Annotated in this window: 24 protein-coding genes; 14 read left to right on the forward strand and 10 right to left on the reverse strand. The window is 60.0% G+C overall.

Annotation, left to right across the window (positions count from 1 at the left end; translation table 11 throughout):
* Positions 1-38: 38 nt before the first annotated feature.
* From K9B32_RS03330 to ybaL, 5 genes are all read right to left on the reverse strand, one after another.
* Complete coding sequence (locus K9B32_RS03330) at positions 39-956, reverse strand: glycosyltransferase family 2 protein (RefSeq protein ID WP_224560462.1); 918 nt, start codon at positions 954-956, stop codon at positions 39-41.
* Between the two features lie 668 nt (positions 957-1,624).
* Positions 1,625-3,247 carry a VOC family protein gene (locus tag K9B32_RS03335; RefSeq protein ID WP_224560463.1) on the reverse strand — a complete coding sequence of 541 codons (1,623 nt, stop codon included), beginning with the start codon at positions 3,245-3,247 and terminating at the stop codon, positions 1,625-1,627.
* 218 nt (positions 3,248-3,465) lie between these two features.
* Positions 3,466-6,021 carry a protein translocase subunit SecD gene (gene secD / locus K9B32_RS03340; RefSeq protein ID WP_224560464.1) on the reverse strand — a complete coding sequence of 852 codons (2,556 nt, stop codon included), beginning with the start codon at positions 6,019-6,021 and terminating at the stop codon, positions 3,466-3,468.
* Between the two features lie 92 nt (positions 6,022-6,113).
* On the reverse strand, positions 6,114-6,497 hold the full coding sequence (locus K9B32_RS03345) for a hypothetical protein (RefSeq protein ID WP_224560465.1): 384 nt from the start codon (positions 6,495-6,497) through the stop codon (positions 6,114-6,116).
* Between the two features lie 54 nt (positions 6,498-6,551).
* Complete coding sequence (gene ybaL, locus K9B32_RS03350) at positions 6,552-8,369, reverse strand: YbaL family putative K(+) efflux transporter (RefSeq protein WP_224560466.1); 1,818 nt, start codon at positions 8,367-8,369, stop codon at positions 6,552-6,554.
* A 34-nt stretch (positions 8,370-8,403) separates the two neighbouring features.
* On the opposite strand from ybaL, the gene K9B32_RS03355 reads away from it, so the two are divergent.
* Positions 8,404-8,709: a helix-turn-helix domain-containing protein gene (locus K9B32_RS03355; RefSeq protein WP_224560467.1), complete on the forward strand. Its 306-nt coding sequence runs from the start codon at positions 8,404-8,406 to the stop codon at positions 8,707-8,709.
* A 4-nt stretch (positions 8,710-8,713) separates the two neighbouring features.
* Here K9B32_RS03355 and K9B32_RS03360 read toward each other — a convergent pair whose 3' ends face one another.
* On the reverse strand, positions 8,714-10,135 hold the full coding sequence (locus K9B32_RS03360) for an ArnT family glycosyltransferase (RefSeq protein WP_224560468.1): 1,422 nt from the start codon (positions 10,133-10,135) through the stop codon (positions 8,714-8,716).
* Positions 10,136-10,778: 643 nt separating this feature from the next.
* Between K9B32_RS03360 and K9B32_RS03365 the strand changes: the two genes are divergently transcribed.
* From K9B32_RS03365 to visR, 13 genes are all read left to right on the forward strand, one after another.
* A complete protein-coding gene (locus K9B32_RS03365) occupies positions 10,779-12,392 on the forward strand; it encodes a globin-coupled sensor protein (RefSeq protein ID WP_224560469.1) in 1,614 nt (537 codons plus the stop codon).
* 63 nt (positions 12,393-12,455) lie between these two features.
* Complete coding sequence (locus K9B32_RS03370; RefSeq protein WP_007796526.1) at positions 12,456-12,752, forward strand: STAS domain-containing protein; 297 nt, start codon at positions 12,456-12,458, stop codon at positions 12,750-12,752.
* Complete coding sequence (gene cheY1, locus K9B32_RS03375; protein WP_007530053.1) at positions 12,749-13,114, forward strand: chemotaxis response regulator CheY1; 366 nt, start codon at positions 12,749-12,751, stop codon at positions 13,112-13,114. The genes K9B32_RS03370 and cheY1 overlap by 4 nt, the downstream gene beginning before the upstream one ends.
* Positions 13,115-13,131: 17 nt before the next feature.
* Positions 13,132-15,420 (forward strand): chemotaxis protein CheA, encoded by a 2,289-nt coding sequence (locus tag K9B32_RS03380; protein ID WP_224560470.1) that lies wholly within the window; start codon positions 13,132-13,134, stop codon positions 15,418-15,420.
* A 4-nt stretch (positions 15,421-15,424) separates the two neighbouring features.
* Positions 15,425-15,892: a chemotaxis protein CheW gene (locus K9B32_RS03385; protein ID WP_224560471.1), complete on the forward strand. Its 468-nt coding sequence runs from the start codon at positions 15,425-15,427 to the stop codon at positions 15,890-15,892.
* Positions 15,889-16,800 carry a protein-glutamate O-methyltransferase CheR gene (cheR, locus tag K9B32_RS03390; protein WP_224560472.1) on the forward strand — a complete coding sequence of 304 codons (912 nt, stop codon included), beginning with the start codon at positions 15,889-15,891 and terminating at the stop codon, positions 16,798-16,800. The genes K9B32_RS03385 and cheR overlap by 4 nt, the downstream gene beginning before the upstream one ends.
* A complete protein-coding gene (gene cheB / locus K9B32_RS03395; RefSeq protein WP_224560473.1) occupies positions 16,797-17,840 on the forward strand; it encodes a protein-glutamate O-methylesterase CheB in 1,044 nt (347 codons plus the stop codon). Before cheR ends, cheB begins: the two co-directional genes overlap by 4 nt.
* A complete protein-coding gene (locus K9B32_RS03400; protein ID WP_007530058.1) occupies positions 17,840-18,229 on the forward strand; it encodes a response regulator in 390 nt (129 codons plus the stop codon). Before cheB ends, K9B32_RS03400 begins: the two co-directional genes overlap by 1 nt.
* Positions 18,226-18,780: a chemoreceptor glutamine deamidase CheD gene (gene cheD, locus K9B32_RS03405; RefSeq protein WP_224560474.1), complete on the forward strand. Its 555-nt coding sequence runs from the start codon at positions 18,226-18,228 to the stop codon at positions 18,778-18,780. Before K9B32_RS03400 ends, cheD begins: the two co-directional genes overlap by 4 nt.
* A gap of 16 nt (positions 18,781-18,796) precedes the next feature.
* Entirely contained in the window at positions 18,797-19,189 is a 393-nt protein-coding gene (locus tag K9B32_RS03410; protein ID WP_224560475.1) for a hypothetical protein, read from the forward strand.
* 109 nt (positions 19,190-19,298) lie between these two features.
* Positions 19,299-20,993: a flagellar basal-body MS-ring/collar protein FliF gene (gene fliF / locus K9B32_RS03415; protein ID WP_224560476.1), complete on the forward strand. Its 1,695-nt coding sequence runs from the start codon at positions 19,299-19,301 to the stop codon at positions 20,991-20,993.
* A 376-nt stretch (positions 20,994-21,369) separates the two neighbouring features.
* Positions 21,370-22,116: a transcriptional regulator VisN gene (visN, locus tag K9B32_RS03420; protein WP_224560477.1), complete on the forward strand. Its 747-nt coding sequence runs from the start codon at positions 21,370-21,372 to the stop codon at positions 22,114-22,116.
* A 12-nt stretch (positions 22,117-22,128) separates the two neighbouring features.
* Complete coding sequence (visR, locus tag K9B32_RS03425) at positions 22,129-22,875, forward strand: transcriptional regulator VisR (RefSeq protein WP_224560479.1); 747 nt, start codon at positions 22,129-22,131, stop codon at positions 22,873-22,875.
* A 21-nt stretch (positions 22,876-22,896) separates the two neighbouring features.
* On the opposite strand, the gene K9B32_RS03430 is transcribed toward visR, so the two are convergent.
* From K9B32_RS03430 to fliN, 4 genes are all read right to left on the reverse strand, one after another.
* Positions 22,897-23,337, reverse strand: coding sequence for a hypothetical protein (locus K9B32_RS03430; protein WP_224560481.1), 441 nt, complete (start codon positions 23,335-23,337; stop codon positions 22,897-22,899).
* Between the two features lie 4 nt (positions 23,338-23,341).
* Positions 23,342-24,421, reverse strand: coding sequence for a flagellar biosynthesis protein FlhB (flhB, locus tag K9B32_RS03435; RefSeq protein WP_224560482.1), 1,080 nt, complete (start codon positions 24,419-24,421; stop codon positions 23,342-23,344).
* Between the two features lie 128 nt (positions 24,422-24,549).
* Positions 24,550-25,590, reverse strand: a complete 1,041-nt coding sequence (fliG, locus tag K9B32_RS03440; protein WP_007796561.1) for a flagellar motor switch protein FliG — start codon at positions 25,588-25,590, stop codon at positions 24,550-24,552.
* 29 nt (positions 25,591-25,619) lie between these two features.
* Positions 25,620-26,204 carry a flagellar motor switch protein FliN gene (fliN, locus tag K9B32_RS03445; RefSeq protein WP_224560484.1) on the reverse strand — a complete coding sequence of 195 codons (585 nt, stop codon included), beginning with the start codon at positions 26,202-26,204 and terminating at the stop codon, positions 25,620-25,622.
* Positions 26,205-26,213: the final 9 nt, after the last annotated feature.

Consider the following 26,213-nt stretch of genomic DNA (forward strand, 5'->3'; position numbering starts at 1 on the left):
GTTCGCGCGTTGATTCTGTTGGCGGCGAGGCGAGCGCCTCAGGCGGGCTGCTTTGCCTTTGGAGCCCGCCAGTAGGCGAGCATGCCGGTAAGGTTGTCACGAAGCTGGCTGCGGTAAGTCAGGCCAAGTTCCTCGTTCAGTTTTCGGCGCCCCATGGCTTCCATGACCGCCTGGCGGATTTCCCAGCGCAGCATGCCGCGCATGTTTGAACGGCGATCGAAGAGATATTTGGCGTATAGCGCTCCGTTGCCGAAGGCATAGCCGGTTTGGAGGCGCTTGATATCCGCGAGCTCGCGACGCCCATGGAAGTGTTTGACGGCAAAATCCGGCAGATATTCGACACGCACACCGGCATTGAAGGCGCGGTGCACATAATCGGTGTCCTCGCCGGAGCGGAACGGCGACCCGGCCCCGAAGCGAGTATCGAAGAGGCCGATCTTCTCGACCAGCGCATAGGGAAACGCCATGTTGGCGCCATGAACGAAGCCGCCGGCATGCAGGTCGCTGGTCAGTACCGCAGGTTCCATTTCAGGCTTGATCGTCACCGGCAGGTCGCGTGTATCGCCAAGCTCGATCCGCCCGCCGCGCATGACCATCTCCGTATCCGAGCTGAAAAGCGCCGCAAGCGTGCTGAAATAGTCGGGGAAGATCTCGCAATCGTCGTCGGTAAAGGCGAGGATGCGGCCTCTCGCGGCGTTCAGGCCCGTGTTGCGGGCGACAGCAAGGCCCGGCTTCCCTTCATAGATCAAATTGGTCTTGATCGGAGCGGTCGCCGCCCACTGGCGCACGACTTCCGACGTCTCGTCCGTGGATCCATTATCCACGAAGACGAGTTCAAGTCTCAGATAGTCTGCCTGGCGGGCGGCAACAGAAACGGCATCCAGGCAGTTCGTCAGTCCATAGGCTCGATTTCTCGACGAGATGATCAGGCTGATGTCCACGGGTCGAGGAGGCATTCAATTTCCCCTTCTGCGATCGATGTCGAAGCGAGGATAGGGCTGGGACCCCGCTTCGGCAAGGAACATTTTGCACTGCAGCAAAATAGAACAGATGGAGCAGTTCGCAGACGAATGTGGTAATTTCTTGCCGTCTGTAGAGAATAAGATAATCTAAATATAGATGAAAAAAATAAATCTTAAAATCTGTGGATATCGCAAGTCGAAATAATTCTTAAAAAATCATAGCTGTAAGAAATATAATATATATGGAGTGAAGATAGAGTTTTGCTATGTAATTTAGGCGACCTTTATTTTATAAAATTCTCAATTTGATTCAGAAAATACTTTTGCCATATGTGTCTCACAATAGATGATGCGAGAGGCTCTAGATCCCTGGAGAAACGAGCGTAAGCTCTTTCCTGAATTACAAATAACCGAAATGCGCCGGTGCGCCGGGATCACTGTTCAAACGCGGCACGAAGCAGAAAAGTGCAACCGCCGGGAACCAGATATCTTTGTTCGCTATCGTTCAGCGAGAATTGACGGAGGCTTGCTCGCGCTTTCTTTCAATCGTTGCTTCCGGACAATGCGAGAGGGCGGAATTTGCCGGCGTTTCCGCGCGACGTACCTGAGGAAAGGGCTCGCTGCGCCTGAGACGGAGTGCCGGCGCTGTGAGCCCGTCCGTGTTAGTTCCTCTGCTGTGACAGCCATTTCTGGATGATCGGAATGTCTGCGTCGCCGAGGTCGTGTCCGCCGGAGATGACGTCCGAATCGACGGTCGCTCCCGATTGCTTCAGTCGCGTTTCGAGCTCGCTGGCATACTTGCCGTATGCATCCGTCTTGCCGCTGATGACCAGAAGATCCGTACCCTTGAGATCGGCGTGTGGAAACGTCTTCAGGACCGGCATGGAGCGCAACAGAACCGCTTTGTGTACCAGATTGGGATGCAGATAGAGAAGCGAGTTGAGCAGGTTCGCACCGTTGGAATAGCCGACATAGACGATCTTCTTCGGATCCAGGCCATATGATGACACGGCGCCCTCGATGAAGGCGGCGAAGGCTTCGGCTTCGCTCTTGATGTCGTCCTGGTCGAAGGAGAACGGCGTGATGCGTTTATACCAGCGCGGAATGCCCTCCTCGGTCGCCCGTCCGCGCACGCCAAGCAGTGTGGCTCGCGGGGCCGCCTCGTGCAGCAGGGGCATCAGTGTCGTTTCGTTGCCGCCCGAGCCGTGCAACAGGACGAAGACACTGCCGTCGGGGTCTGGCGGCGTATAGAAGCGGTGGACGAAGGGCAGATCGCGATAATTGATACGGGGCTCGCCGGGCATCGAAAACTGCGGAAGCACGACCTTCAGATCCTTGAGATCGGTGATCGGGTCCTTGGGAACGAAAAGCTTGGTGCCAAGCGTGGCCTGCGGCTCGTCTACCGTCATGCCGGGCTTGTCGGTCGCCAGTTCGATCAGCGTTCCGCCCGGCTCGCGGGCATAGAGCGATTCGAAGTATTTGCGATCGTGCAGGTTCGTCGCCGACGCGCCGCTCTCCTTCAACGCATCATGCACTTTGTGAAGTTGCTCTTCGCTGGCGGCACGGAACGCGACGTGATCGGCCGTCCCAGGACCCGGAGCGCCGGACCAGAAGCCCTGCGCATTGCGGATGTCGACGATATCGCCCGATTCTGACACAAGCCGATCGATGTTGCCGCGGTTGGCCTGGAAACGGTAGCCGAAATGGCGCTCCACGAAGTCGCGGCTTTCGGCCGGCGTTTCCGTCAGCATGGTAACGCCGCGCACGCGCTGAACGGCGTGCTCCACCGGCACGCCCGCGCCATCCCAAACGGCCGAAGATTTCAGATCGCGGGCTCCCGCGAGCTTGACGATGATGTTGTCGGGATCCTTCAGGCGCAGGACCGGTTCACCAAACTCATCGGCCGGACCTTCCGAGCGAAGCCCGAAACTCATACAGCGGGTCAGCCAATAACCGATGCTGGCTGGGTCGATGGCAAGCGACAGTTCACCGATCTGGCTGTGGCCGACGCGCCCGGGTGATCCGTCTTCCCATACCAGGAAGGTCACCAGTGAACCGGGGCTGCCTTTGGCGTCTCCGTAAAAGAGATGAAGTTGTGTGGCGTCTTCGAAACCGGCTGTCTGCTTGACCAGCCGCATGCCGAGAAACCCCGCGTAGAAATCCACATTTGCCTGGACCTTTCGGGTGATAAGGGTCACATGATGAATGCCTGATACCATTGAGCACAGTCCGGATGGCTTGGAGGGCGATGTAAACGCCAAAATTAGTGCGATTATAAACGTCATGACGTCATAATTGGAGTTTGCCTCGAAGGTTCCGCCTAAAGAATTAGGCTATCTCCACGCGGCTGCAAATCCAAACTGTCCAGTGCGTCCAGAACCTCGGGGAATCGCTGGAGGGTCGGCGGCTTGATCATGTAGGCGCTTGCACCGAGACTCTTGGCGCGCTGAGAGCGCCGGCTTTGCAACCGGCGCCCTCATTTCGTTTCACCTCAGCACGGTACTTAGCCAACGGTCTTGCGCGGCTGGCCTTCTTCCGGGGGGAAGATCTCCCCCGCGGTGTCTGTCGCAGCGACAGCCTTGCCGTGGCGACGGCGCCAGTCGCCGAGGAAGAGCAGGATCGGCGCTGCGATGAAGACCGACGAAGCACCGGCAACAAGAATGCCGAAGACCATCGGAACAGCGAAGCTTTCGACCGCGCTGCCGCCCCAGATCGCCATCGGCAGCAGGGCCAGGAACGCCGTCGCGTTGGTGTAGAGGCTTCGTGCCAGCGTCTCGTTGATCGACCGGTCGATCAGCTCGCGCAGCGGCATCGACTTGTAGAGCCGCATGTTTTCGCGCATGCGGTCATAGACGACGACCTTGTCGTTCACCGAATAGCCAACCAGGGTCAGGATGGCGGCGATAGCGGTCAGGTTGAAGTCGAGGCCGGTCAGCGCAAAGAAGCCGATCGCCTTGGTCACGTCGAGGATCAGCGTGACGATGGCGCCCACAGCGAATGGCCACTCGAAGCGCCACCAGATGTAGAACAGCATCGCCAGGCTGGCGATGACGACCGACAGGATGCCGGCCCAGGCGAGCTCGCCGCTGACCTTCGGACCGATGACGTCTGTGCCGGTCACTGTTGCCGACGGGTCGATCTTTATGATCTCCGCCTTCAGCTTCTCGACGGCTGCCGTCTGGGCTTCTTCACCGCCGTCCTGCCTCTGCGCGCGCACCGCCATGGTGTTGTTGTCGCCGTAGGATTGGAGCGAGACTTCGCCGAGGCCGAGGCTGTTCAAGCCCTCGCGGAAGCGACCGAGATCACTGGCCTCCTGCGTCTTCACAGACATCTGGATGCCGCCGCGGAAGTCGACGCCGTAGTTGAGACCGGGATGGATGAAGAGAATGACCGAGGCAATCGACAGAAGCGCCGAGACCGTCACGCCGAAAAAGCGGGCCTTCATGAACTGGATGTGGCGGCCGTAAGGGTTGAACATCATCGGTATCAGCGGCCTGATGTTCAGAACCTTCAGCTTACGACGGCGCGTAATCTCGATCATCGTCACCCGAACGAACGCGACTGACGTGAACATCGAGATGATGAGGCCAAGCGCCATGGTCACGGCAAAGCCGCGGACCGGACCAGTGCCGAACCAGAACAGGATCGCCGCTGCGATCAGAGCCGTCATGTTGCCGTCGATAATGGTCGAATAGGCGCGGCGGAAGCCGGTGTCGATCGCGGCGAAGGCGCTCTTGCCCTTGCGCGTTTCTTCGCGGATGCGCTCGTTGATGAGAACGTTCGCGTCAACCGCAAGACCGATACCGAGGACGACCCCGGCGATACCGGGCAGCGTCAACGTCGCTCCGACAAGCGTGAGCGCAGAGAAGGTCAAGATGGTGTGGATAAGCAGCGCGAAGTTCGCGAGGAAGCCCCAGGTGCCATACAGGATGAAGATGAAGGCTGCGACCAGCGCAAAGCCGACGATGCCGGAGTAGATACCCATGCGGATAGCGTCCGCACCGAGGTCGGCGCCGACGGTGCGTTCCTCGATGACGGTGAGCTTGGCAGGCAGGGCACCGGCGCGCAGCATGGCGGCCAGTGTGGTTGCGCTGTCAGCCGAGAAGTTGCCGGAGATTTGACCGGAGCCGCCGGTGATCGGTTCACGGATGACAGGTGCGCTCAGAACCTTGTCGTCGAGAACGATGGCGAAGGGATTGCCGACGTTCTGGCGGGTGATGTCTGCGAAGCGGGTTGCGCCGGCGCTGTCGAAGCGGAAGCTGACGACCGGCTCATGCGTGTTTGGATCGAAGCTGACGCGGGCATCCGAGAGGCGGTCGCCGGAGATCTCGACGCGATCGAGAACTGGATAGCTGTTGCCCTCCTCGTCCTTCAGCATCGTCACGCCCGGTCCAGGCTGGTTGTTCGGGGCGAGCATGTGGAAGGACATCTTCGCCGTCGAGCCGAGAAGCTGGCGAAGACGGGACGGATCCTGTGCGCCGGGAAGCTGCACCAGCACGCGGTTTCCGCCGATACGCTGGATTGTCGGTTCTGCAACGCCCACTTGGTCGACGCGCTGGCGAATGACTTCAAGGCTCTGCTGGACCGCTGAATCGACGTTGCTGGCGATGCCGGCCGGCGAGAAGGCGACGATGATGTTACCGCCATTTGTTGTCACCGAGAGATCGGACTGGCCGGCGCTGAGGCCGGTGGCGATCGCGTTGCCGAGGGTCTTCAGCTGCGTGACGGCTTCGTCGCTCTGGGCAGGATCGGTCAACGTGACGACGATCTGGTTCTGGTTGCGAACGATCGACTTCGTCTGGATATTCTTCTCACGAAGCACGCGACGGGCGTCCTGCAGGAGCGATTGCAGACGCTCACGGGTCAGGTCCGCTTCGTCGACTTCGAGAACGAGGTGCGAGCCACCGCGAAGGTCGAGACCGAGCGAAACTCGGTTGTGTGGCAACCACGAGGGCAAGCGGTCGAGCGTCGACTGCGGCAGTGCGTTCGGCAAAGCGATGAGAATGCCGAGGAAAATGATCACCGAATAGGTGAACACCAGCCATGGTGAATTACGCATGTTGTTGTTTATCCTTGATAACGCTTGACCCTGCGCTCCTCGCGCAGGCGGCGTGTCTTAAAAGCAATGGAAAGCGCCGGATTGGCGCGCATTCATGCCGCGGCCGCTGGCGGGCCGTGCGAATCGTAAGCCTTGCCGTCGGCAGCGCGAAGCTGCGGGTGGAAGGCGACGGGATATGTGGGCTCCCCGGTTGAGAGGAGCGCGATTCCAGGCGCTGCGCTTACTGCCGCGTTGCCGGAGTCAAAGGGAATGTATTTGGGGGCCGCCTTGCGCTCGGCGGTTAAGATGCCGCGAACAACGTCTCGCGCACTTACCTGTAGCGGCTGGCTGTCCTTGCTGGACGAAGAAACTGAATTCGGGCCGCGCGTCGGACCGATGACGAGGTTGCCGCCGAGCAGCAGACCGAGATAGGCGAAAATGGCAACGACGAGAGAAATTGCAACGCGGCTGCTTATGCGGCGCGCGTCGAGCCTCATCTCGTGTTCGTTGGGATTTTCAACCTCGTACCGGCTCAACGGCGCAAAAGTCTCTCATTCTTTGTCGGGAGAAGGCGTTTCCTCGGCTGCGATTGTAGCAGTCTCGGCTTCGCCTTCATAGGGCACACTGTCATGATGCACTTGAGCGAGCCGGTCAACCATGCCCATGGCGATTTCCCGTTCGCCCATGATGACGGTGTCTGCACCATATTCCTCCAGCTCGGCGACCTCGGCGTCCGAATGCGCGCGTGCGACGATCAGGATGGAAGGGTTGATGGCGCGGCCCTGCTCGGCGATGCCGCAGGCTTCGAAGGCATTGGGGATGGCGATGACGAGACTGCGGGCGCCGGCGATGTTGGCAAGGTCGAGCACATCACGCGACACCGCATTGCCGCTGATTGCTTCCATTCCCTGATCCCGCAGTTCACCGATGCGCTTGTCGGAGTCCTCGATCACGAGGAAAGGCGTCCCGGACGATTTCAGGTTTTGGCCAATGATACTGCCCACACGGCCATAGCCGACAAGGATCGCGTGCCCCCGAAGCGCCGTCGGATGCATCTCGTCCTCCTCTGCAGCGGTCTCGTCAGCCGGTTCTGGTAGCTTCTCTGCCGTCGGTTCGGCGACAGGTTCTTCGCGCCTTGTCCGCTCCAGCATGGGACGCAGACGATCGCAGCCGTAAAAGAGCAGCGGATTGAGGATGATCGAGATGATCGCGCCAGCGAGGATGAGGTCGCGTCCCTCCTCGGGCAGCAGGCCAAGGGAAACGCCCAGCGTTGCCAAGATGAAGGAGAATTCGCCGATCTGCCCGAGACTCGCCGAAATCGTCAGCGCGGTGCCGACGGGCTTGCGGAACAGCAGCACGATCAGGAAGGCGGCGATCGATTTGCCGATGACGATGATGAAGACGGTGGCAAGCAGCGGCAGCGGCTTCTCGATTAGGATGTTTGGATCGAACAACATACCGACCGAGACGAAGAAGAGAACCGCGAAGGCATCGCGAAGCGGCAGGCTTTCCTGGGCGGCGCGATGGCTAAGCTCGCTTTCGGCCAGAACCATGCCTGCAAAAAAGGCGCCGAGAGCCAGCGATACGCCGAACATCTTGGAGGCGCCGAAGGCAACGCCAAGAGCGATCGCAAGGACGCCAAGGCGGAAGAGCTCACGGGATCCGGTGTGCGCGATGCGGTGCATCGTCCAGGGAATGATACGCCGTCCGAAAACCAGCATCAGCCCGACAAACAACGCGACTTTGACCAGGGTCATGACGATGATGCCGCCGATGCCGAAATCGAGGCCGAAGAGCCGGCTGAGCGCGGCGGAAAGAGGCTCGACCGTCGCGTGCTCCCCGCCGCCGATACTGGCAGCCGCCGGAATAAGGACGAGCGCCAGAACCATTGCGAGGTCCTCGACGATCAGCCAACCGACCGCGATCTTGCCGCGATCGGTTTCGACCAGCCGTCGCTCCTGCAGCGCCTTCAAGAGGACGACTGTCGAAGCGACGGAAAGGGCCAGCCCGAAGACGAGACTCCCTCCCGTCGGCCATCCCATAAGTGCGCCCAGTCCCCAGCCGAGCAGCGTGGCAAATCCAATCTGCACGATGGCGCCCGGAACCGCGATGCCGCGAACGGAGAGGAGATCCTTGAGGGAGAAGTGCAGCCCGACGCCGAACATGAGCAGGATGACGCCAATCTCGGCGAGCTCAGGCGCAAGGCTCTGATCGGCAACGTAACCGGGCGTATGCGGACCGACGAGCACGCCGGCGACGAGGTATCCGACCAAGGGGGGCATGCGGAGCCTGTTGGCAAGCGCGCCGAGGATGAACGCAAGCACGAGGCCTCCGACGATCGTCGAAATCAAAGGCGTATCGTGCGGCATCGCTTTCTCCCGAACTGGAAATCCCGTCTAAAACATGACATATATGATCTATATCAACCAATATGGGTGGTTTGGCAGTATGGGTCAAGGCGCAAAGGAAACAATTCTGACCCCGGCATTGTGTCGGGCCGCTCGCGGATTGCTTGACTGGACGCAGCTCGACCTCGCGGAGCATGCGGCCGTGTCGCGTAGTACCATCCGTGACTATGAAGGAAAACACCACGAAATTCATCGTGCAACCGAGGCGCAGCTGCGTCTCGCGTTCGAAAAAGGCGGCGTCGTGTTTGTGGAGGTTGAGGGGATGGGAACCTGTCTTGGCCTCCTGTCCGCCCCGAGATGACGGTCTACTTGCCGGCAAGGCAGGTCGGCGAAATCCTGTAAGCGAAGATCGTTTTCCCGCGATAGTAGCCTTCCACCGGCAGCCAGCTCTGGACTAGTTCGGGCGTTTGCGCGCAGTCTACCGGATGCGTGGTGACGAAGAGGACGCTGTCTGCAACATCGCCCGGCAGGGCAAAGGTCTGCTCGTAATAGTTGTCGGGTGCGCCGGCAGGCGGCTTGGCGTAGATGCGGACGGGATCGTTTCGCAGCGTATGGAACATGTCTGCAAGGAGATCGCGGTTATCGCTGACGATGATCGGGATGGCTGACTGCCGCGCCAGCTCACCAGCCTCGCGGCTGATCGCGCTGCGACCGAGATAGCGCTTCATGATCTCGTTTCCGTTCGGCAGAACGAGCTGGTGTGCAAAGACCGCAGCCAGAGGAAACAGGAAGCTGGCCGCACCATTTATAGCAAGCGAAAGGCGTAAGCCTTTCGGCCAGAGGCGGTCAAGCAGCCACACGGCAAGGATCGTTCCCGCGATGTAGGCTGTGACGCCCCAATTGGCATAGGCCTTGGCCACCAGCGCCTGAAGCGTGATCAGCAGAACGACGGGGACTGACAGCCAGATCAGCAGCGCTTCTCGCTCATTGTTCTTGCCCTTGATGGCGCGCGCGACGGCCCAGAGCATCGCGAAGAAAACGATTGGCCCGACGACGCCGAATTGCGCCGCGAAGAATTCGAGGCCGCCGGCGACGTCGATACCAAGCTTGCTCCAATGTGCGATGTTCGTGGTGTGACGGACGGTCGTGCCGTCGTGGGCAAGATTCCACCAGAGGTTCGGCGTCGCGACCGCAAGCGCAACGATGATGGACAGGAAAAAATCGCGCCAGGCTATGCGCGCGCTTGGAAGCAGAATGAGCGCGATTAGCCCGCCGGGAACGACAAAGAGGATCGCATATTTCGAGAGGAAGGCGCAGCCGAATGCATATCCCATGAGAAGGGCGAGGCCTACGGAGCGCTTCTCGGCCAGGCCGAAATAGGCCCATAGCGCGACGGTCAGGAAGAAGAGAAGCACGACATCGGTGGAAAAAAACACCGACGACAGCGCAACGCCCGGCAGAGTGATGAAGGTGGCGCCGGTCCAGCCTTCGATTTTGGGGCCGACGAAGCGCTTGGCTGTCTTCATCAGCATAATCGCGGTCGCCATATGAATCAGCGGTCCGCTCACCCTGATCCAATAGATCGAGGTCGATCCCGCGAGCTCCGTCATCGCTCGAATGACCCAGGCGATCATCGGCGGCTTAGAATAGTAGCCGAAATCGAGATGCTGCGACCAGAACCAGTATTGCGCCTCATCGACGAACAGATCGGTCGTGTCGAAATGAAGGGTGATCACTCGCCAGAGCGTCACGCCAAGAATGATAAAGAGGCCAAGTCTGGCAGACATGAACGGACGTTCCGCTGAACGCAAACACAATGGTAGAGGCGAAGTTTAGCGCGCCGGCATGCCGGGCGCGTGACTGGCCTTTACTGGCTGGTTACGGAAATTCAAAGGACGCGCAGGGCAACCTGGCCGCGGCTCGCTTCGATCTGGTCAAGCAGCGCAACGGCTACGAGAACCGCAATTGCGAGGAAGCACGACCCCAATCCGAGAACAATCATTGCCCAATCCTTCTGACGTCATGTCACGGTTATTTCTGGGCGTATAACACAAAGCTTGCGTCGAACTTGTAGCAGCGATGCAACGCAAGCCCAGTAATTCGTAGATGGTTATTAGGGCCTGCTGGAAAGTCGACATTCATAAAATACGCATTAACCTTCAGGCAAGGAATTAACCATAAAACATTGCATGACACGTCGGAATGGGAACACTCACTAGTTCCCACCAGGCATGACGCCGCACCGCCGTACCGGTCGATCCGGAATCCATCTCATCAAGGCTCCGAAGCAGAATCTACTGATCGGGAGGCTTCAGGCCGCCGGCAGCCGCCGGAGTCAAGCCACCAATCAGCAGTGCTGCCGCCCGGGGCGACAGATTAATGACGGGCTCGCGCCCGCCATGTGGTTGGGGACAGGCGTTGGGGCAGGAAATGCCATCAGATCAGGCTAGGGGGGCGCAGGCAGGCAGCTTGCGTGACCGACTGCGCTTTGCCGGTCTCGATGCCGAGCACTGCGATTTGGTTCGGCGCCATCGCGTCGATCTTCAGCTATACCTGACCGCCGGCCTGCGTGATCTTTTCCAACGGTTTCAGTCCTTTCCCGACGCCGCACGCAATTTTGAAAGTGAGCGCCAGGTCGAGCGGCTCCACGACCTGCAGTCCTCGCATTGGGATGTTTTGACGGATGCACGCTTCGACAGTCTCTATGCCGAGCGCGTGAAGGTTCTGTCCGATTCCGAAAGCAAGATGGGCCTCGACCCGCGCTGGCATGTCGCAGGCCACGGCGTCGTTCTCGAGCACCTCATCGGTGGCCTTGCGACCGAGCTGGCCGGCCGTTCCTTCCTGCCGAGCAGCCGTCGCCGGGCCAAGGAAATTTCCGACCTTATGGCGGCAATCATTCGCCTCGTGATGGTGGACGTCGAGATTGCCGTATCCCTGCGCTTCAATGCCCTGCGGGCGACCCAGCAGCGCGCGCTCGCCGATCAGCGCAACAGTGATAAAGCCGAAATCGCTCGCGTTTTCGCCGATGTGATCAATGGCCTTGCCGCCCGTGACCTCACGGTTCGAGCAACTGTCGAGGAAGACGGCACCCACCAGGACATCGCGCTGGCGCTCAACGGTGCGCTCGATGCCGTCCAGTCCGAGTTTCAGGCCATCGCCGAAAAGACCGCGGTTGCTGGAACGTCCGTGCAGACGCTCGGCGATGCGTCGAAGCAATTCGCCGGCAATGCGTCGGCTCATGCCCATCAATTGCACTTCTCTGCCGCCGCGCTTGCCGATCTCTCGCAAAGCGTCCGCCACGGTGCCGCAGGCAGTCGCGCTGCCGAGCAGGCTTCGGCTTCGACACGCGCGGCAGCCGAGGAAAGCGGCCAAGTCGTCGGACGCGCAATCGCTGCCATGGCGGATATCGAACAGTCCGCCGAGAGAATCGGCCAGATTATCGGTGCAATCGACGAGATCGCCTTCCAGACCAATCTCCTGGCGCTCAATGCCGGCATTGAAGCTGCCCGTGCAGGCGACTCTGGGCGTGGCTTTGCTGTCGTGGCCCAAGAAGTGCGCGCCTTGGCGCAGCGTTCGGCGGACGCCGCGCGCGAGATCAAGACGCTTGTGAGCACAACCAAATCGCAGGTGGATGCCGGCGTCCAGATGGTCGGACGGACCCAAGATTCGATCGGTAGCATCGTTCGTCAGGTCAGTGAGATCAACACGGCGATTGCGGCGGTTGCAAATCAGGCAAGCGAGCACGCCGCGAGCCTCGATGTCGTGACGGATAACGTGAAGGGCCTTGGCGTGCAGATGAGCGACAACGCGGCTTCCGCAACGCGTTGCGCTGAAGGTGCGGACTACCTGCATACCGTCATCGTCGAACTTGGCCAGACGATCCGCGAATTTCGCATTGCCCGGCAGAATGCCGAGCCCGCGCGCCCGGCACCGCTGTTATCCCCGGCCGTCGATGTCAGGCGCTCTGCCGATGTCGTGGCTGACGACGAGGACTTCGGATTTGTGCAGCCCGTCGCCTCGGTCGGAGGGCGGATTGTTTACTAACAGACCGGTATATGAGCCCTGCTCGCATTCGTTGAGCGGGAACCAGGAGACAAGGAAGAGCTGATGGCGGCAAGGAAAACTGGGAAGACGCTGAACCTGTCAGCGGTGCTTGATCTAAACGAAGCGACCTCGCTTCGTGACAAGCTTGCTTCGTTGCGCGGCAACGAGCTGGCCATCGATGCCTCTGCAGTCGAACGCGTCGGTGCATTGAGCGCGCAGGTCCTGATGGCCGCGGCAAAGACCTGGGACCAGGACAAGCTCGCCTTCACGTTCAGCAAGGTTTCGGACGCATTTCAGAAAACCATGCAGCTGATTGGTGTCGATATTCACCATCTGCTCGCCAAGGAGATCCGGCAATGAAGAAAAAAGTGCTTACCGTGGATGATTCACGGACCATTCGGAACATGCTTCTCGTGACCCTCAACAATGCGGGCTTCGAGACGATCCAGGCCGAAGACGGCGTCGAAGGCCTCGAGGTCCTGGAAGAATCCAATCCTGATGTCATCGTCACCGACATCAACATGCCGCGCCTTGACGGTTTTGGCTTCATCGAGGGCGTACGCCGCAACGACAAGTATCGTGCGATCCCAATTCTGGTCCTGACGACCGAAAGCGATGCGGAAAAGAAGAACCGCGCGCGCCAGGCCGGTGCCACCGGCTGGATCGTCAAGCCTTTCGACCCTGCCAAGCTGATCGACGCCATTGAGCGCGTAACCGCTTAAACCCAGGATTTTCGCCTATGGATATGAACGAAATCAAAGAGATCTTTTTCCAGGAGTGCGAAGAGCAGCTCGCCGAACTGGAATCCGGTCTTCTGAAAATGAATGATGGCGATCGCGATCCGGAAACCGTCAACGCGGTGTTCCGTGCTGTCCATTCGATCAAGGGCGGCGCTGGCGCCTTCGGTCTGGATGATCTCGTCGCCTTCGCGCATGTCTTCGAGACCACACTTGATTGCGTTCGTTCCAACAAGCTTGAGCCGACACAGGATGTCCTGAAGGTCATGCTGAAGTCGGCAGACGTCTTGGCCGATCTGACCAACGCTGCCCGCGACGGCGGCAGCGTCGATGAGAGCCGCAGCCGCGGCCTGGTGAAGGAACTGGAAGCGCTCGCCAACGGCGAGCTGCCGACGTCGTCTGCTGCCGTGGAAGCCCCGGCTGCGACGCCGGCGCCCATCGCTGCGCCTGTTGCTGCCGCCCCGGCGCCGAAGCCGACCGATGATAGCGGCTTCCAGCCGATTCCCTTCTCTTTCGATGATTTTGGCGGCGAGGAAGAACCCGGCTCCGATCTGCCTGCCTACGAGATCACCTTCAAGCCGCGTTCGGACCTCTATTCCAAAGGCAATGACGCGACCCTGCTGCTGCGCGACCTCTCCCGTCTCGGCGAGATGAGCTGCTACTGCAACATGGATGCGCTGCCCGGTCTCGATGATCTCGATCCGGAAGCGGCCTATTTCTACTGGAACGTGACGCTCAAGACGGACAAGGGCGAAGACGCGATCCGTACCATCTTCGAATTCGCCGAGTGGGATTGCGATCTGCAGATCACACCTATCGAGGCAAAGGCAGCCGCCGCCGAGGTCGAAGAATTGCCGATGATCCCGGTTCCCTTCGACCTCTCCATCCTCGATGACGGTGCTGCTGAAGTGCCGGCCGCACAGCCGAAATCCGATGCCGCGGCTGCCGTTGCCGCCGCCGGGACGGCAACCAACGTCACGCAGATGGCTGCCGCCGCTGCCCGTGTCGAGAAGAAGGAATCTGCTGCCGCCGCTGCTGCAAGCGCGGCTGCCGCCGCCCAGAACAATGCCGCTGCAGCAAGCGCGGGCCAGACGATCCGCGTCGATCTCGACCGTGTCGACCGCCTCATCAACCTCGTCGGCGAGCTCGTCATCAATCAGGCGATGCTCTCACAGAGCGTCATCGAAAACGATACGACCGGGACGTCCTCGATCAACATGGGCCTCGAAGAGCTGCAGCAGCTCACCCGCGAGATCCAGGACTCGGTCATGGCGATCCGCGCGCAACCGGTAAAGCCGGTCTTCCAGCGCATGTCGCGTATCGTCCGCGAAATCGCCGACATGACCGGCAAGACGATCCGCCTGATCACCGAAGGCGAGAACACCGAAGTCGACAAGACGGTCATCGACAAGCTGGCCGAGCCGCTGACGCACATGATCCGCAATGCCGTCGACCACGGCATTGAGACGCCGGAGAAGCGGGCCGCAAACGGCAAGAATGTCGAGGGTACGGTTCGCCTGACGGCAAAGCACCGCTCGGGTCGCATCCTTATCGAGCTTGCCGACGATGGCGCAGGCATCAATCGCGAGAAGGTGAAGCAGAAGGCGATCGCCAACGAGCTGATCCCGGCCGATGCCAACCTGACGGACGAGGAAATCGACAACCTGATCTTCCTGCCGGGCTTCTCCACGGCAGACAAGATCTCCGACATTTCTGGCCGCGGCGTCGGCATGGACGTCGTCAAGCGCTCGATCCAGGCGCTCGGCGGCCGCATCAACATCACCTCTAGGCCGGGGCAGGGCTCCGTCTTCACCATGAGCTTGCCGTTGACGCTCGCGGTTCTCGACGGCATGGTCGTCACCGTTGCTGGCCAGACGCTGGTCGTGCCACTGACGGCGATCGTCGAAACGCTGCAGCCGGAAGCCTCCGCGATCCACTCCTTCGGCGCCAGCCACCGCCTCATCTCGATCCGCAACAGCTTCTGCCCGCTGGTCGATGTCGGTCGCATCCTGAACTTCCGTGCTACCCAGGCCAATCCGGTGGAAGGCGTTGCGCTTCTCGTCGAATCCGAAGGCGGCGGTCAGCGCGCCCTCATGGTCGATGCCATCCAGGGCCAGCGCCAGGTCGTCATCAAGAGCCTCGAAGCGAACTACACGCACGTTCCCGGCATCGCTGCCGCAACCATCCTCGGTGATGGCCGTGTCGCGCTCATCCTGGACGTCGATGCCGTCGTGGGTGCATCCCGCGGCCAGGCGTTGAAGCAAGAAGTATCGCTGGCAGCGGTGGGATAAGGTTATGTCGTACGCCGTGAAAAATCTGCACGAGGGGGACCGCGAATTGATCGCGTTCCGCGTCGGGGATCAGGAGTTTTGCGTGAATATCATGTCGGTTCGCGAGATTCGCGGTTGGACGCCGGCAACGGCGATGCCGCACTCGCCATCCTACATGAGGGGCGTGATCAACCTGCGCGGCGCGGTGTTGCCGATCATCGACCTATCCGCCCGTCTCGGCATGAAGCCGGCGGTGCCCACGCAACGCCACGTCATCATCGTTGCGCAGGTTCATCGGAAGGTCGTCGGCCTGTTGGTCGATGCTGTGTCCGACATTCTGACCGTTACCGAAGACAATGTTCAGCCGACACCGGAGATCGCATCGGAACTGCAGCGCCAGTTCGCCCGCGGCATCCTGGCGATCGACAAGCGCATGATCTGCCTGCTCGAACTAGAAGCCATTTTCCCCGAGACGGAAAGCGAAGCTGCATGAATGCCCTGAGTGCAAAAGACACGCGGCAGGGAAGCCCCGACGAGGTGCTGGCGAGCGGCGAATACCCGCTGACCCGCCGCGACCTCATGGAAATTGCCGCGATGATCTACTCGGATGCAGGGATCTACCTGAACGAGACGAAAGCCTCGCTCGTCTACTCGCGTCTGTCGAAGCACATTCGCAATCTCGGCCTGTCGGGCTTTCGCGAATATTGCGCACTCGTTTCGTCGCCGGCAGGTTCTGCCCCTCGCCGTGAAATGCTGTCGCATCTGACGACGAACTTCACACGCTTCTTCCGCGAGAACCATCACTTCGAGCACCTGCGCGATCATGTTCTGCCGGACCTGCTGCATCGTGCAAAGATGGGCGGTAGGGTCCGCATCTGGTCGGCAGCCTCCTCGGATGGTCAGGAGCCATATTCGATCGCACTCACCGTGCTGTCGATGATGCCGAACGTTGCCGACTACGACTTCAAGATCCTGGCGACCGATATCGATCCGAAGATTCTGGCGATTGCCCGCGCCGGCGCCTATGACGAAAGCGCGCTCGAAACCGTGTCGCCTGCCATGCGCAAGCAGTGGTTTAGCGAGGTCGAGGTCCAGGGGCGGCGCAAGTTCCAGGTCGATGATCGCGTCAAGCGCCTGATCACTTATAACGAACTGAACCTGATGGCGCAGTGGCCGTTCAAGGGCAAGTTCGACGTCATCTTCTGCCGGAATGTGGTGATCTACTTCGATGAGCCGACGCAGACGAAAATCTGGTCGCGCTTTGCCGAACTGCTGCCGGAAGGCGGTCATCTCTATATTGGCCATTCCGAGCGCGTTTCTGGCGACGCGAAGCACGTCTTCGACAACATCGGCATTACCACCTACCGCTACACGTCCAAGGGCGTGGGGAGGAAGGCATGAGCGCACCAGCTAAAGTTCTCGTCGTCGACGACTCCGCCACGATGCGCGGCCTGATCACTGCCGTGCTGAGCGCCGATCCGGAGGTTAGCGTCATCGGTCAGGCCGGCGACGCGCTCGAGGCGCGCGAGGCGATCAAGAAGCTCAATCCAGACGTGGTGACGCTCGATATCGAGATGCCTAATATGAACGGTCTCGACTTTCTCGAGAAGATCATGCGGTTGCGTCCGATGCCGGTCATCATGGTCTCGACGCTGACCCATCGCGGCGCCGATGCCTCGCTGGCGGCACTTGAGATCGGCGCGTTCGACTGTGTCGGCAAGCCGCTTCCGGGCGATGCACGCCCTTTCGGCGACCTTGCCGAAAAGGTGAAGGCGGCCGCTCGTTCGCAGCGGCGCCAATACACCCAGCCGGCACCGGCTGCACCGCCGCCTGCTGTTGCCGACTTCCGCGTTGGCCGCAAGATCGTTGCGATCGGTTCGTCGACCGGTGGCGTCGAGGCGTTGATTGCGGTGCTTCAGAAATTCCCGGCAAACTGCCCGCCGACGGTGATCACGCAGCATATGCCGCCAACCTTCACCAAGAGCTTTGCCGAACGCCTCAACCGGCTCTGTGCGCCGGTCGTGCAGGAAGCGACCGACGGCGCACGTCTGGAGATAGGCAAGATCTACCTCGCACCCGGCGGCGAACGCCACCTACAGGTTGCCAACGCCCATGCACCTTGTTGCCGCCTCATCGAACGTGATCCCGTGAACGGCCACAGGCCGTCCGTCGATGTGCTGTTCGATTCGGTTGCCGAACTGGCTGGTCGTAACGCCGTCGGCGTGATTCTGACCGGCATGGGACGTGACGGTGCCGCCGGCCTATTGAAGATGCGCCATGCCGGCGCGCGCACGCTCGGTCAGAACGAAAAGACAAGCGTGGTCTACGGCATGCCGAGGGTTGCTTACGAGCTCGGTGCCGTCGAACAACAGTTGCCGCTGAATGGCATCGGCGAAGAAATCTTGAAAATGACAGCCGCCCGAAAGGAAGGAACCGACTAATGTCCATCGCAGAGAAAATCAAAGTTCTGATCGTCGACGATCAGGTCACCAGTCGACTGCTGCTCAGCGACGCGCTGACCCAGCTCGGCTTCAAGCAGATCACCGCTGCCGGCGATGGCGAGCAGGGCTTGAAGATCATGACCCAGCAGCCGCATCATCTCGTCATCTCCGACTTCAATATGCCGAAGATGGATGGCCTCGGCTTCCTTCAAGCTGTTCGGGCCAACCCGGCGACGAAGAAGGCGGCCTTCATCATCCTGACGGCGCAGGGCGATCGTGCGCTGGTCACTAAGGCGGCGCAGCTCGGCGCCAACAACGTTCTCGCCAAGCCCTTCACGATCGAGAAGATGAAGGCGGCGATCGAAGCCGTATTTGGAGCATTGAAATGAATCTCGACGTAGCAGCCCGCCGCGTTAATATCATCCAGGGCGAATGGAAGGTCCTGAATGATCCGAATGCGGTACTGACGACCATCCTTGGATCGTGTGTGGCTGCATGCCTGCGAGATCCCGTGGCAGGCGTTGGCGGAATGAATCATTTCCTCCTGCCGGGGACAGGAAACACGCCGATGACGGGCGGAGACGCCACGCGTTACGGTGTCCATCTGATGGAATTGCTGATCAACGGTCTCCTGAAGCAGGGCGCGCGCCGCGACCGGCTGGAAGCCAAGATCTTCGGTGGAGCGAAGACGATCTCGACATTCTCGAATGTCGGCGAACAGAACGCCGCCTTTGCTGTGCAGTTCCTGAAGGATGAAGGCATTCCGGTCATCAGCTCCAGCACTGGTGGTGAGCACGGGCGCAAGCTCGAATACTGGCCGGTCTCCGGGCGGGCTCGACAGTATCCGCTCACCGGCGCGGAAACGCAGAGAACTGTTGCGCTTGAGCAGCGTCCGGCCGCTCCGCAGAAACCTGTCGAAACCAGCATCGAATTCTTCTGAGGGCGAGGACCTATTAATGACCGTGAATGCAATGACAGAGCAGCCGTCGCCCGCTGAAGCCCTGCCTGATGTCCTGATGCGTATCGTCTCGGAATTGCATGACGTCGCCTATCTGATCGAACGGATCGAGCCGCAGCTCCTCGAAGTCGGGGGCGGTGCCGAACTGCTGAACTCGCCGGAGAGTGTGAAGGTCATGCAAGGAATCGATCTTGCCGTGCAGAAGACGCGCGGTCTTGCAGAGTTCATCGACACCATCACCGGCGAAATCCCGCAGGACTGGGCGGTCGATGTCGCGACGGCATTGAGCCTTGTCAAGCTCAGCGAAATGCAGCGGGCGCTCGGCGGCTCCATGTATCATGGCAACGTTCAGCCTCTGGCGAAGGCAGCCGGAGACTTCGACTTCTTCTAATCCGGGTTCTACTCGCACTTCCCCACGAAACGCTCGCACAAGTTTCGGCATCTATCGTCGAGATGAGGCAATAAGCCCGCTTTGTCTGTGACGGTCGTGCGAGAACAGAATGAATCTGTTAAATCAATTAGTTCAAATCTTTAAGAACTTCAGTTCGCTAGGGCGGAATCGCCTGTTGGCGCTGGCCGGCGTGGGCGTCGTTTCAGTCGCGCTGATCCTGGCGGCAGCCTTCTTGGTCAACAAACCCGCCCAGGAAACCCTTTATGTCGGGCTTGATACGCCTGATCTGAACCAGATCAGCATAGCACTTGCCGAAGCGAATATTGGGTTCCAGGTCGGAACCGACGGCTCCAGCATTACGGTTCCCGCCGGCACGACCGGCAAGGCGCGTCTCCTGCTCGCCGAGCGGGGTCTCCCAAACAGCGCTAATGCAGGCTACGAACTCTTCGACAATGTCGGCTCGCTCGGCCTAACCTCATTCATGCAGGAAGTCACGCGGGTTCGCGCGCTCGAAGGTGAAATTGGTCGCACGATCCAGTCGATCTCCGGCATCACCGCCGCTCGTGTTCACATCGTCATGCCCGAGGTCGGCAACTTCCGCAAAGCCGAACAGAAGCCGACAGCGTCCGTCATGATTCGCGCAAGCGCCGCCGCCGGCCGGAATGCAGCGACGTCGATCCGCCACCTTGTTGCGTCAGCCGTTCCCGGCCTCGATGTCGGTGATGTCACGATCCTCGATTCGGCTGGGCAACTGCTCGCTTCCGGTGACGAAGCCAGCAACAGTTCGCTGAACCGTTCGCTGAACATCGTTCAGAACGTCCAGGGCGAAGTTGAAACCAATATCGACAAGGCGCTCGCACCGTTCCTGGGTATGGATAACTTCCGCTCCAGCGTTACGGCCGAACTGAACACCGACAGCCAGCAGATCCAGGAAACGACCTACGATCCGGAATCGAAGGTCGAGCGCTCGATTCGGACGACGAAGGAAGCCTCTCAGTCGCAGCAGAAGCAGTCCGACAACGCGACCACCGTCGAGCAGAACATTCCGCAGGCAGCGCCAGACTCCGGCGGCGCCACCGGTCCGGAATCGCAAGACAAGTCCGACAAGAAAGAAGAACAGACCAACTACGAAATCAACAGCAAGACGACTGCTACGACGCGCAACAGCTACAAGATCGAAAAACTCTCTATCGCCGTCGTCGTCAACAAGGGCCGTATTGCCCAGATGGTCGGTGAGCCCGCGGATCAGGCGAAGGTCGACGCCTATCTCGCAGAGATGCAGAAGATCGTGGCATCGGCCGCCGGCATCAGGGCCAACCGTGGCGACGTCGTGACCGTCACGGCTATGGACTTCCTGGAGAACCAGCTTCTCGAGGAGACCGGCAGCGGCGTCCGGGTCATGGATATGCTGAGCCGCAACCTTGCGGGCATCATCAACTCTTTCGCCTTCGTCGCAGTCGCTTTCCTGGTGATCTGGATGGGCATCCGCCCGATGATCCGCAGCGTAACGGGCAATGGTACGGCGGTCATCGGCGACACCTCGCCGGAAAGCGCGGGTCTCGAACTTCCGGATTTCGCTCCGGCAGGAGGCGTGGGCGCCGGTGGTGCGCTCATGGATGGCTTCGGTTCGGACTTCGGTTTCGACAGCACCGAGGACCTGCTCAGCCTCGGCGACGACGACGGCAACTTCAATCGTCGCGTCAAGGAAGGCCCGGAACGCAAATTGGCGCGTATGGTCGAGATCAACGAGGAACGCGCCGCGAAAATCCTTAGAAAATGGGCGGTCGACAACGCCGCCGCATAAAGAAAGGCCGGGCAACCGGCCTTTTTCTTTTGCCCACGCGCTCCACAGCTATCCAGTCATCTTTTGCCATCGCTCGAATGCGGGCATGAAGATTTCTGAGGATAGAACTTGACGGAGGGCTGATATGAACACGCGTTTTACGCGAATCGTATTGTCAGAATTCCCCGAATCACTTTAAATTAAGAATTCCTTAACAAGCGGAATTGTGCGCGAATCAGGGCACAAAATGCAGAAAATGTAAATCCCAAGAACTCGGAGATGGTGAATTGTGCCACCTATCGTAATCTTGGATGATTCGCGGAGAGGTCGTAATTTGTTCAGGAGCATGCGGATCAAGCTTCTGTCGTAGGTGGTTTACAGCCGCGGGGTTTTGCCAATGGACATGCATATATTGCAGGCTCTCAAGAGCGATACGCACAAGGCAAACTTCGTTGGTATCGCCGCGACAAACCTCTCTTCACGCGACGAATTGATCGCACAACTCTGCGAGATCTCGAACACGGGACGGTTGCAACCCGGGTTGCGCGCACTGACGGACTATGTTGGCGCGTCGCACTATCTCTTGGCGCGAGCAGACTTGGTGCAGGAGGCCGGCCTCGACTTCGTGGTCTCCTCGGACTGGCCGTTCGATCTCGTCACCAACCTGGCGCATGCCTTCGTCGGCGGCTTCGCCCGCGCGACGGAACTCGAAAAATGCATGCTGCTCTTCCAGCCGCATTTCGCCCTCTTGCCGGATACGGCGGACGCGCCTGATGGCGCCAGCCGCCAATACTGTTCGTTGATGTTCAACATCGGTCGTTCGCGCCTGGTGCTGATGTTCCTGTTTGATGATGGGTTCATTCTGTCGCAGGAGCGGTTGCGGGATGTGGGGCTTTTGGCGGCCTATTTCGCGAGCTTCCTGCAATGCGGAGCCACCAAGGCTGACCGGGACTTCGAACTGACTGATCGGGAACTGGAGTGCCTTTTCTGGATCGCCGAAGGCAAGACGAGCGACGAGATTGCGATGATCCTCGGCATCTCCCGCAACACCATCAACAACTACATCACCAGTGTCATGCGAAAGACGGCCACGAAGACTCGTTCCGAGGCCATCGCATTCGCGGTCAGGAACAATCTCGTCTAAGGGGACGGCGTTATGGGGCAGCCATCCGGTCGGTCGATGGGAAATTCGGAAATGATGCGCGGCGTGCGGGTCAACAAGGTGGCGAGTCGGTCTGATCTGTTCCCGCGCCTGATCGGCATGCAGAAGCTCGCCGATGCCCAGAACTTCGCGGTCTACCGTATCAGCGCCGTCGGCGTCCCCGCAAAGCAGCGCCTGGTTTGCGAGCTGGAGAACTGGGGCCCGACCAATAGTGGCTTCAGCCGGGCATTCATCGACGCCCATGGGGAAGCGCTGCTTGATCATATCGAGAAGTCGCTCCTTCCGGTCGTGTGGGCCGGCGGGCTCGATCGCGCCGCTCCCCGGCCCGCAAGCATTGCTCCCTTCATGACGCGACTGAAGGACGGCCTTCTTCCGTTTTCCGGCATGGCCTTTCCAGTGCGCCTTGGCGCCGTCGGCAATGGCTTCGTTGTCTTCACGGGCGATGATCTCGAGCCGGCGAGCGACATGATTGTCGAATTGCATGCGAGGTCCTGCCAAGTCATGATCGATCTGCTCTCGCTCGACGAGCGCCGTGTGGCGGCGGCCGAAGCTCTCAGCGAACGCGAGATTGCCTGCCTGCAGCTTGCCGGCGACGGGCGCATCAGCGAAGAGATTGCGGAGAAGCTCGGCCTCTCCGTGCATACCGTCAACGCCTATCTTGGCTCGGCAACGATCAAGCTGGATTCGGTCAACCGAATCCAGGCGATCGCAAAAGCAATTCGCCTTGGATACATAAGCTGACAGGAACGTGCCTGACGTGCTTTAACCCGCCAACGCCTGCAATGGCTCGACGTTATAGCGTGCGTCGCGTAGGCTCTGCTCGAGGAAAGCGGTGTTTTCGTCCGGATCCGTCGAGGGGTTCTGGAAGGCGATGTGGTTGATCTCAATGCCGGCATGCGCCTCGGCAAGCGTCAGCTGCGCATAGATCGTGACGTCGCGCGGCTTGATTTCGAGGTCGATCACCACTTCGGGCTTGCCGCCCCATTCCAACGTATAGCTGCCGCCATGGCCGAAATTGACCGTGCCGGGATGGAAGAAAAGCTCGGCGGCTGACGATACCAGATCGGAAAGATTGCCGTAGTACTCGAAGCGCAGAAGAGAGATGAGGTCCGAAGCGTCCAGAAGCCGCAATTCCGTGGCGACCGGGCTGATTGCTTCCGCCAGGATTTTTTCACGCTGGGTAGAGTAGGGGCATTTTTTCATTCGGCTATCTTACCCGTTTGTTCTTGGCTTGCGTCGCGTAAACCCGATGGATGAGTTCCGCGACTGCCTTATAGAATACAGACGGTATGACACTATCGACCGAGACTTGCGCAAACATGGAGCGCGCGAGAGGCGGGTCTTCGAAAACGGGAATGCCGTTCCTTTCCGCGATCTCTCTGATTTTCAACGCAATTAGATCCTGACCCTTGGCGACGACGATAGGCGCATCGTTCTCCTCTCGTACGTAGCGCAGGGCGACGGCAAAGTGCGTCGGGTTGGCGATCACGAGCGTCGCGCGATCGACGTTGGCGATCATGCGGCGGCGGGCGCGGTCGCGCATCACCGAGCGCTGGCGGCTTTTGACGAATGGATCGCCCTGCGACTGCTTGTTTTCTTCCTTGACCTCGTGCCGCGTCATCTTCAGTTCGGTAAACCAGTGATAGCGCGTCCAAAAGAAGTCGGCGATCGCCACGACAGCGGTAGCGATCAGGACAACGATCGTAATCTTCTGCATCGACGTCATCATGCGCGTGAAGATCGTTTGCGGATCGGAGAACATCGCGTCGATTGCGTTGAAGTATTCGCTCTTCAGCACGAAGAACATGACGACGCCGACGATGACGATCTTCGTCAGCGATTTGCCGAACTCGACGAGGCCAGGCAGGCTGAACAGCCGCGACCATCCCTTGGCGAGCGAAATACGCGAGTATTGCGGCCGGATACGCTCGAGCACCGGCGTCGGAAGGTTTTGCGAGATGGACGCGGCGACACCGAATACCATGAACAGGATGAAGGCCGGCGCAAGCAATGCTGCCGAGACCCAGCCCAGGTGAACGAACAGGGAAAGCGCGTCCGGTCCGGTTTCGAGCTTCCATTGGTCAGGCTGTTCGAAAATGTCCTTCAGCGCCTCGCCGACCTTGCTGAGCCCCTCCGGCAGGAAGAAGATGATGTAGACGAAGGTGGCAAGCACGGTGGCAAAAAGCGGCACCTCGCGCGAAAACGGCACGTTGCCTTTCTCGGCAGCGTCGCTTTTCTTTTTCGCTGTCGGGTCTTCTGTTTTGCTGTCCTTGTCGTCGTCGGCCAAGGCCGAGGCCCTCCATCAATAGAAACGGCCGCGCCAGGGCGCGGCCTTTCTGGAAGGGTATCTCCCTTTTGCCGCCGCGATCAACCGCGGCTGTAGGGAGAGGGCGCTTCGTGCACAACAACAGCGGCTCAGGCCGCAGCCGAACCTTCGCCCTCGGTTTCCTTGAGCTGGATCTGACCGGAATTTGCCAGGCGAATCGCTTCCTGGGCGATGGCGCGCCGCGCGATCGCGATTTCGCGCGGATTGATGCCGACTGTTCCGCTTTGCAGATCCGATTCGATCATGCGGCGCTGGCGCGGGCTGATCGAGGCGAGCACCGCCTCGCGCATTTCGGCCGCCGAGCCGCGCAATGCCATCGTGAGGATGTCGGACGAGATATCGTTCAGCAGCATCACGCGGCTGCGCTGCGGCATGAGCATGAGGTCGTCGAAGAGGAAGATCTTCGGCCGGACCTTGTTGACCGATTCGCGACTGATCGATTCGAGCGAGGTGAGCAGGGTATCGACCTGCGGCTTGTCCATCTCGTTCATCAACTCGGCAACCTTCGTCGAGCCGATCGAATTCTTCTCGGCGTCGATCTCGGCCAACAGGGTCATAACCTGCTTCTCGATGATCTGTGCGGCCTTGGGGCTGACGGACTTGAGGTTGACGGTACGGTTCATGATGTCCGCGCGGCGCCCGTCGGGAATCTGCATCAGGACCTTGGCGCCGAACGAGGAGGGCATCATGGAGAGAATATAGGCAACTGTCTGCGGATGCTCGCGCAGGAGGAACTTGCCGATGAAGGCCGGGTCGCCTTCGCCGAGGCGGTCCCAGATCGACGTCTCGTAGGCCTGGAAGGTCGTGCGGCGGCCGAGGAGGCTGTCGACTTCGTCAGGCGTCAGGCCCTCTTCAAGGATACTCTCGATCGCCTTGGCGTTGTCCATAAGACCGGCGCCCTCGGTGAACAGATCCTCGAATTCGGCGACAAGTCCGAGCAGTTCATCCGGCGGAATGGCGCGCAGCGTTTGCGCCGAGCCGATGATCGTCTGCAGCTCGGCCTGCGTGAAATACTTCAGCAGCCTGCCGGCGACCCCTTTCCCCATAGCGAGGAGAACGGCCGCCGCCTTTTCAGCCTGGGTCAACGGTTTCTCGGCAAGAGCGCCGCCGAAATCGTCAAAGTCCATCATGGTCTAACCTCTCCGTCCCTGCACCGGGATCAGGCTTTCTTCGTACTCAAAACTTCTATCAGCTTCACGCCGAAACGCGTGTCGTCGTTTTCCAGAACGGTGATCTCACCGCGCGCGATCTTGCGGCCGTTCACCATGATTTCGACCGGCTCGCCGATCTTCTTGTCGAGCGCGATAGTCGCGCCTTCGTTCAGGTTCATCAGGCCGGCGACCTGCATGCGGCTGCTGCCGAGCATGATCTGAACGTCGATCGGGATGTCCATGATCAGGTCAAGGTTCGACTGCATGGCGCTGCCAAGCGGCGCCGGTTCGGAAGCGACCGCACCGAAGGAGGTGTCGCCGAAATCGGCGGAGCCGCCAAAGTCGGACGTTGCACCGAAATCGCTGCCACCGAACGCAGGCTCCTCGGCCGCGTCTTCGAAATCGCCGCCAAAGGTGGACAGATCAGTGCTGCCGCTGAAGCCGTCGCTCTCGTCGGTGAAGTCGGGCAGGCCGCCTTCCGCGTCGGTCTTCAGGACGCCGCGCAGGTCATCGATGGCCTGATCGAGCTCGGCCTCGTTGCCCGGGAGCTCCATTGAAAGGTCGCTGGTCTTGGGTGTCTTCTTCGTCGCCATGAAATCACT

The organism is Rhizobium sp. 3T7, from assembly GCF_020166565.1.
GTDB lineage: Bacteria > Pseudomonadota > Alphaproteobacteria > Rhizobiales > Rhizobiaceae > Rhizobium.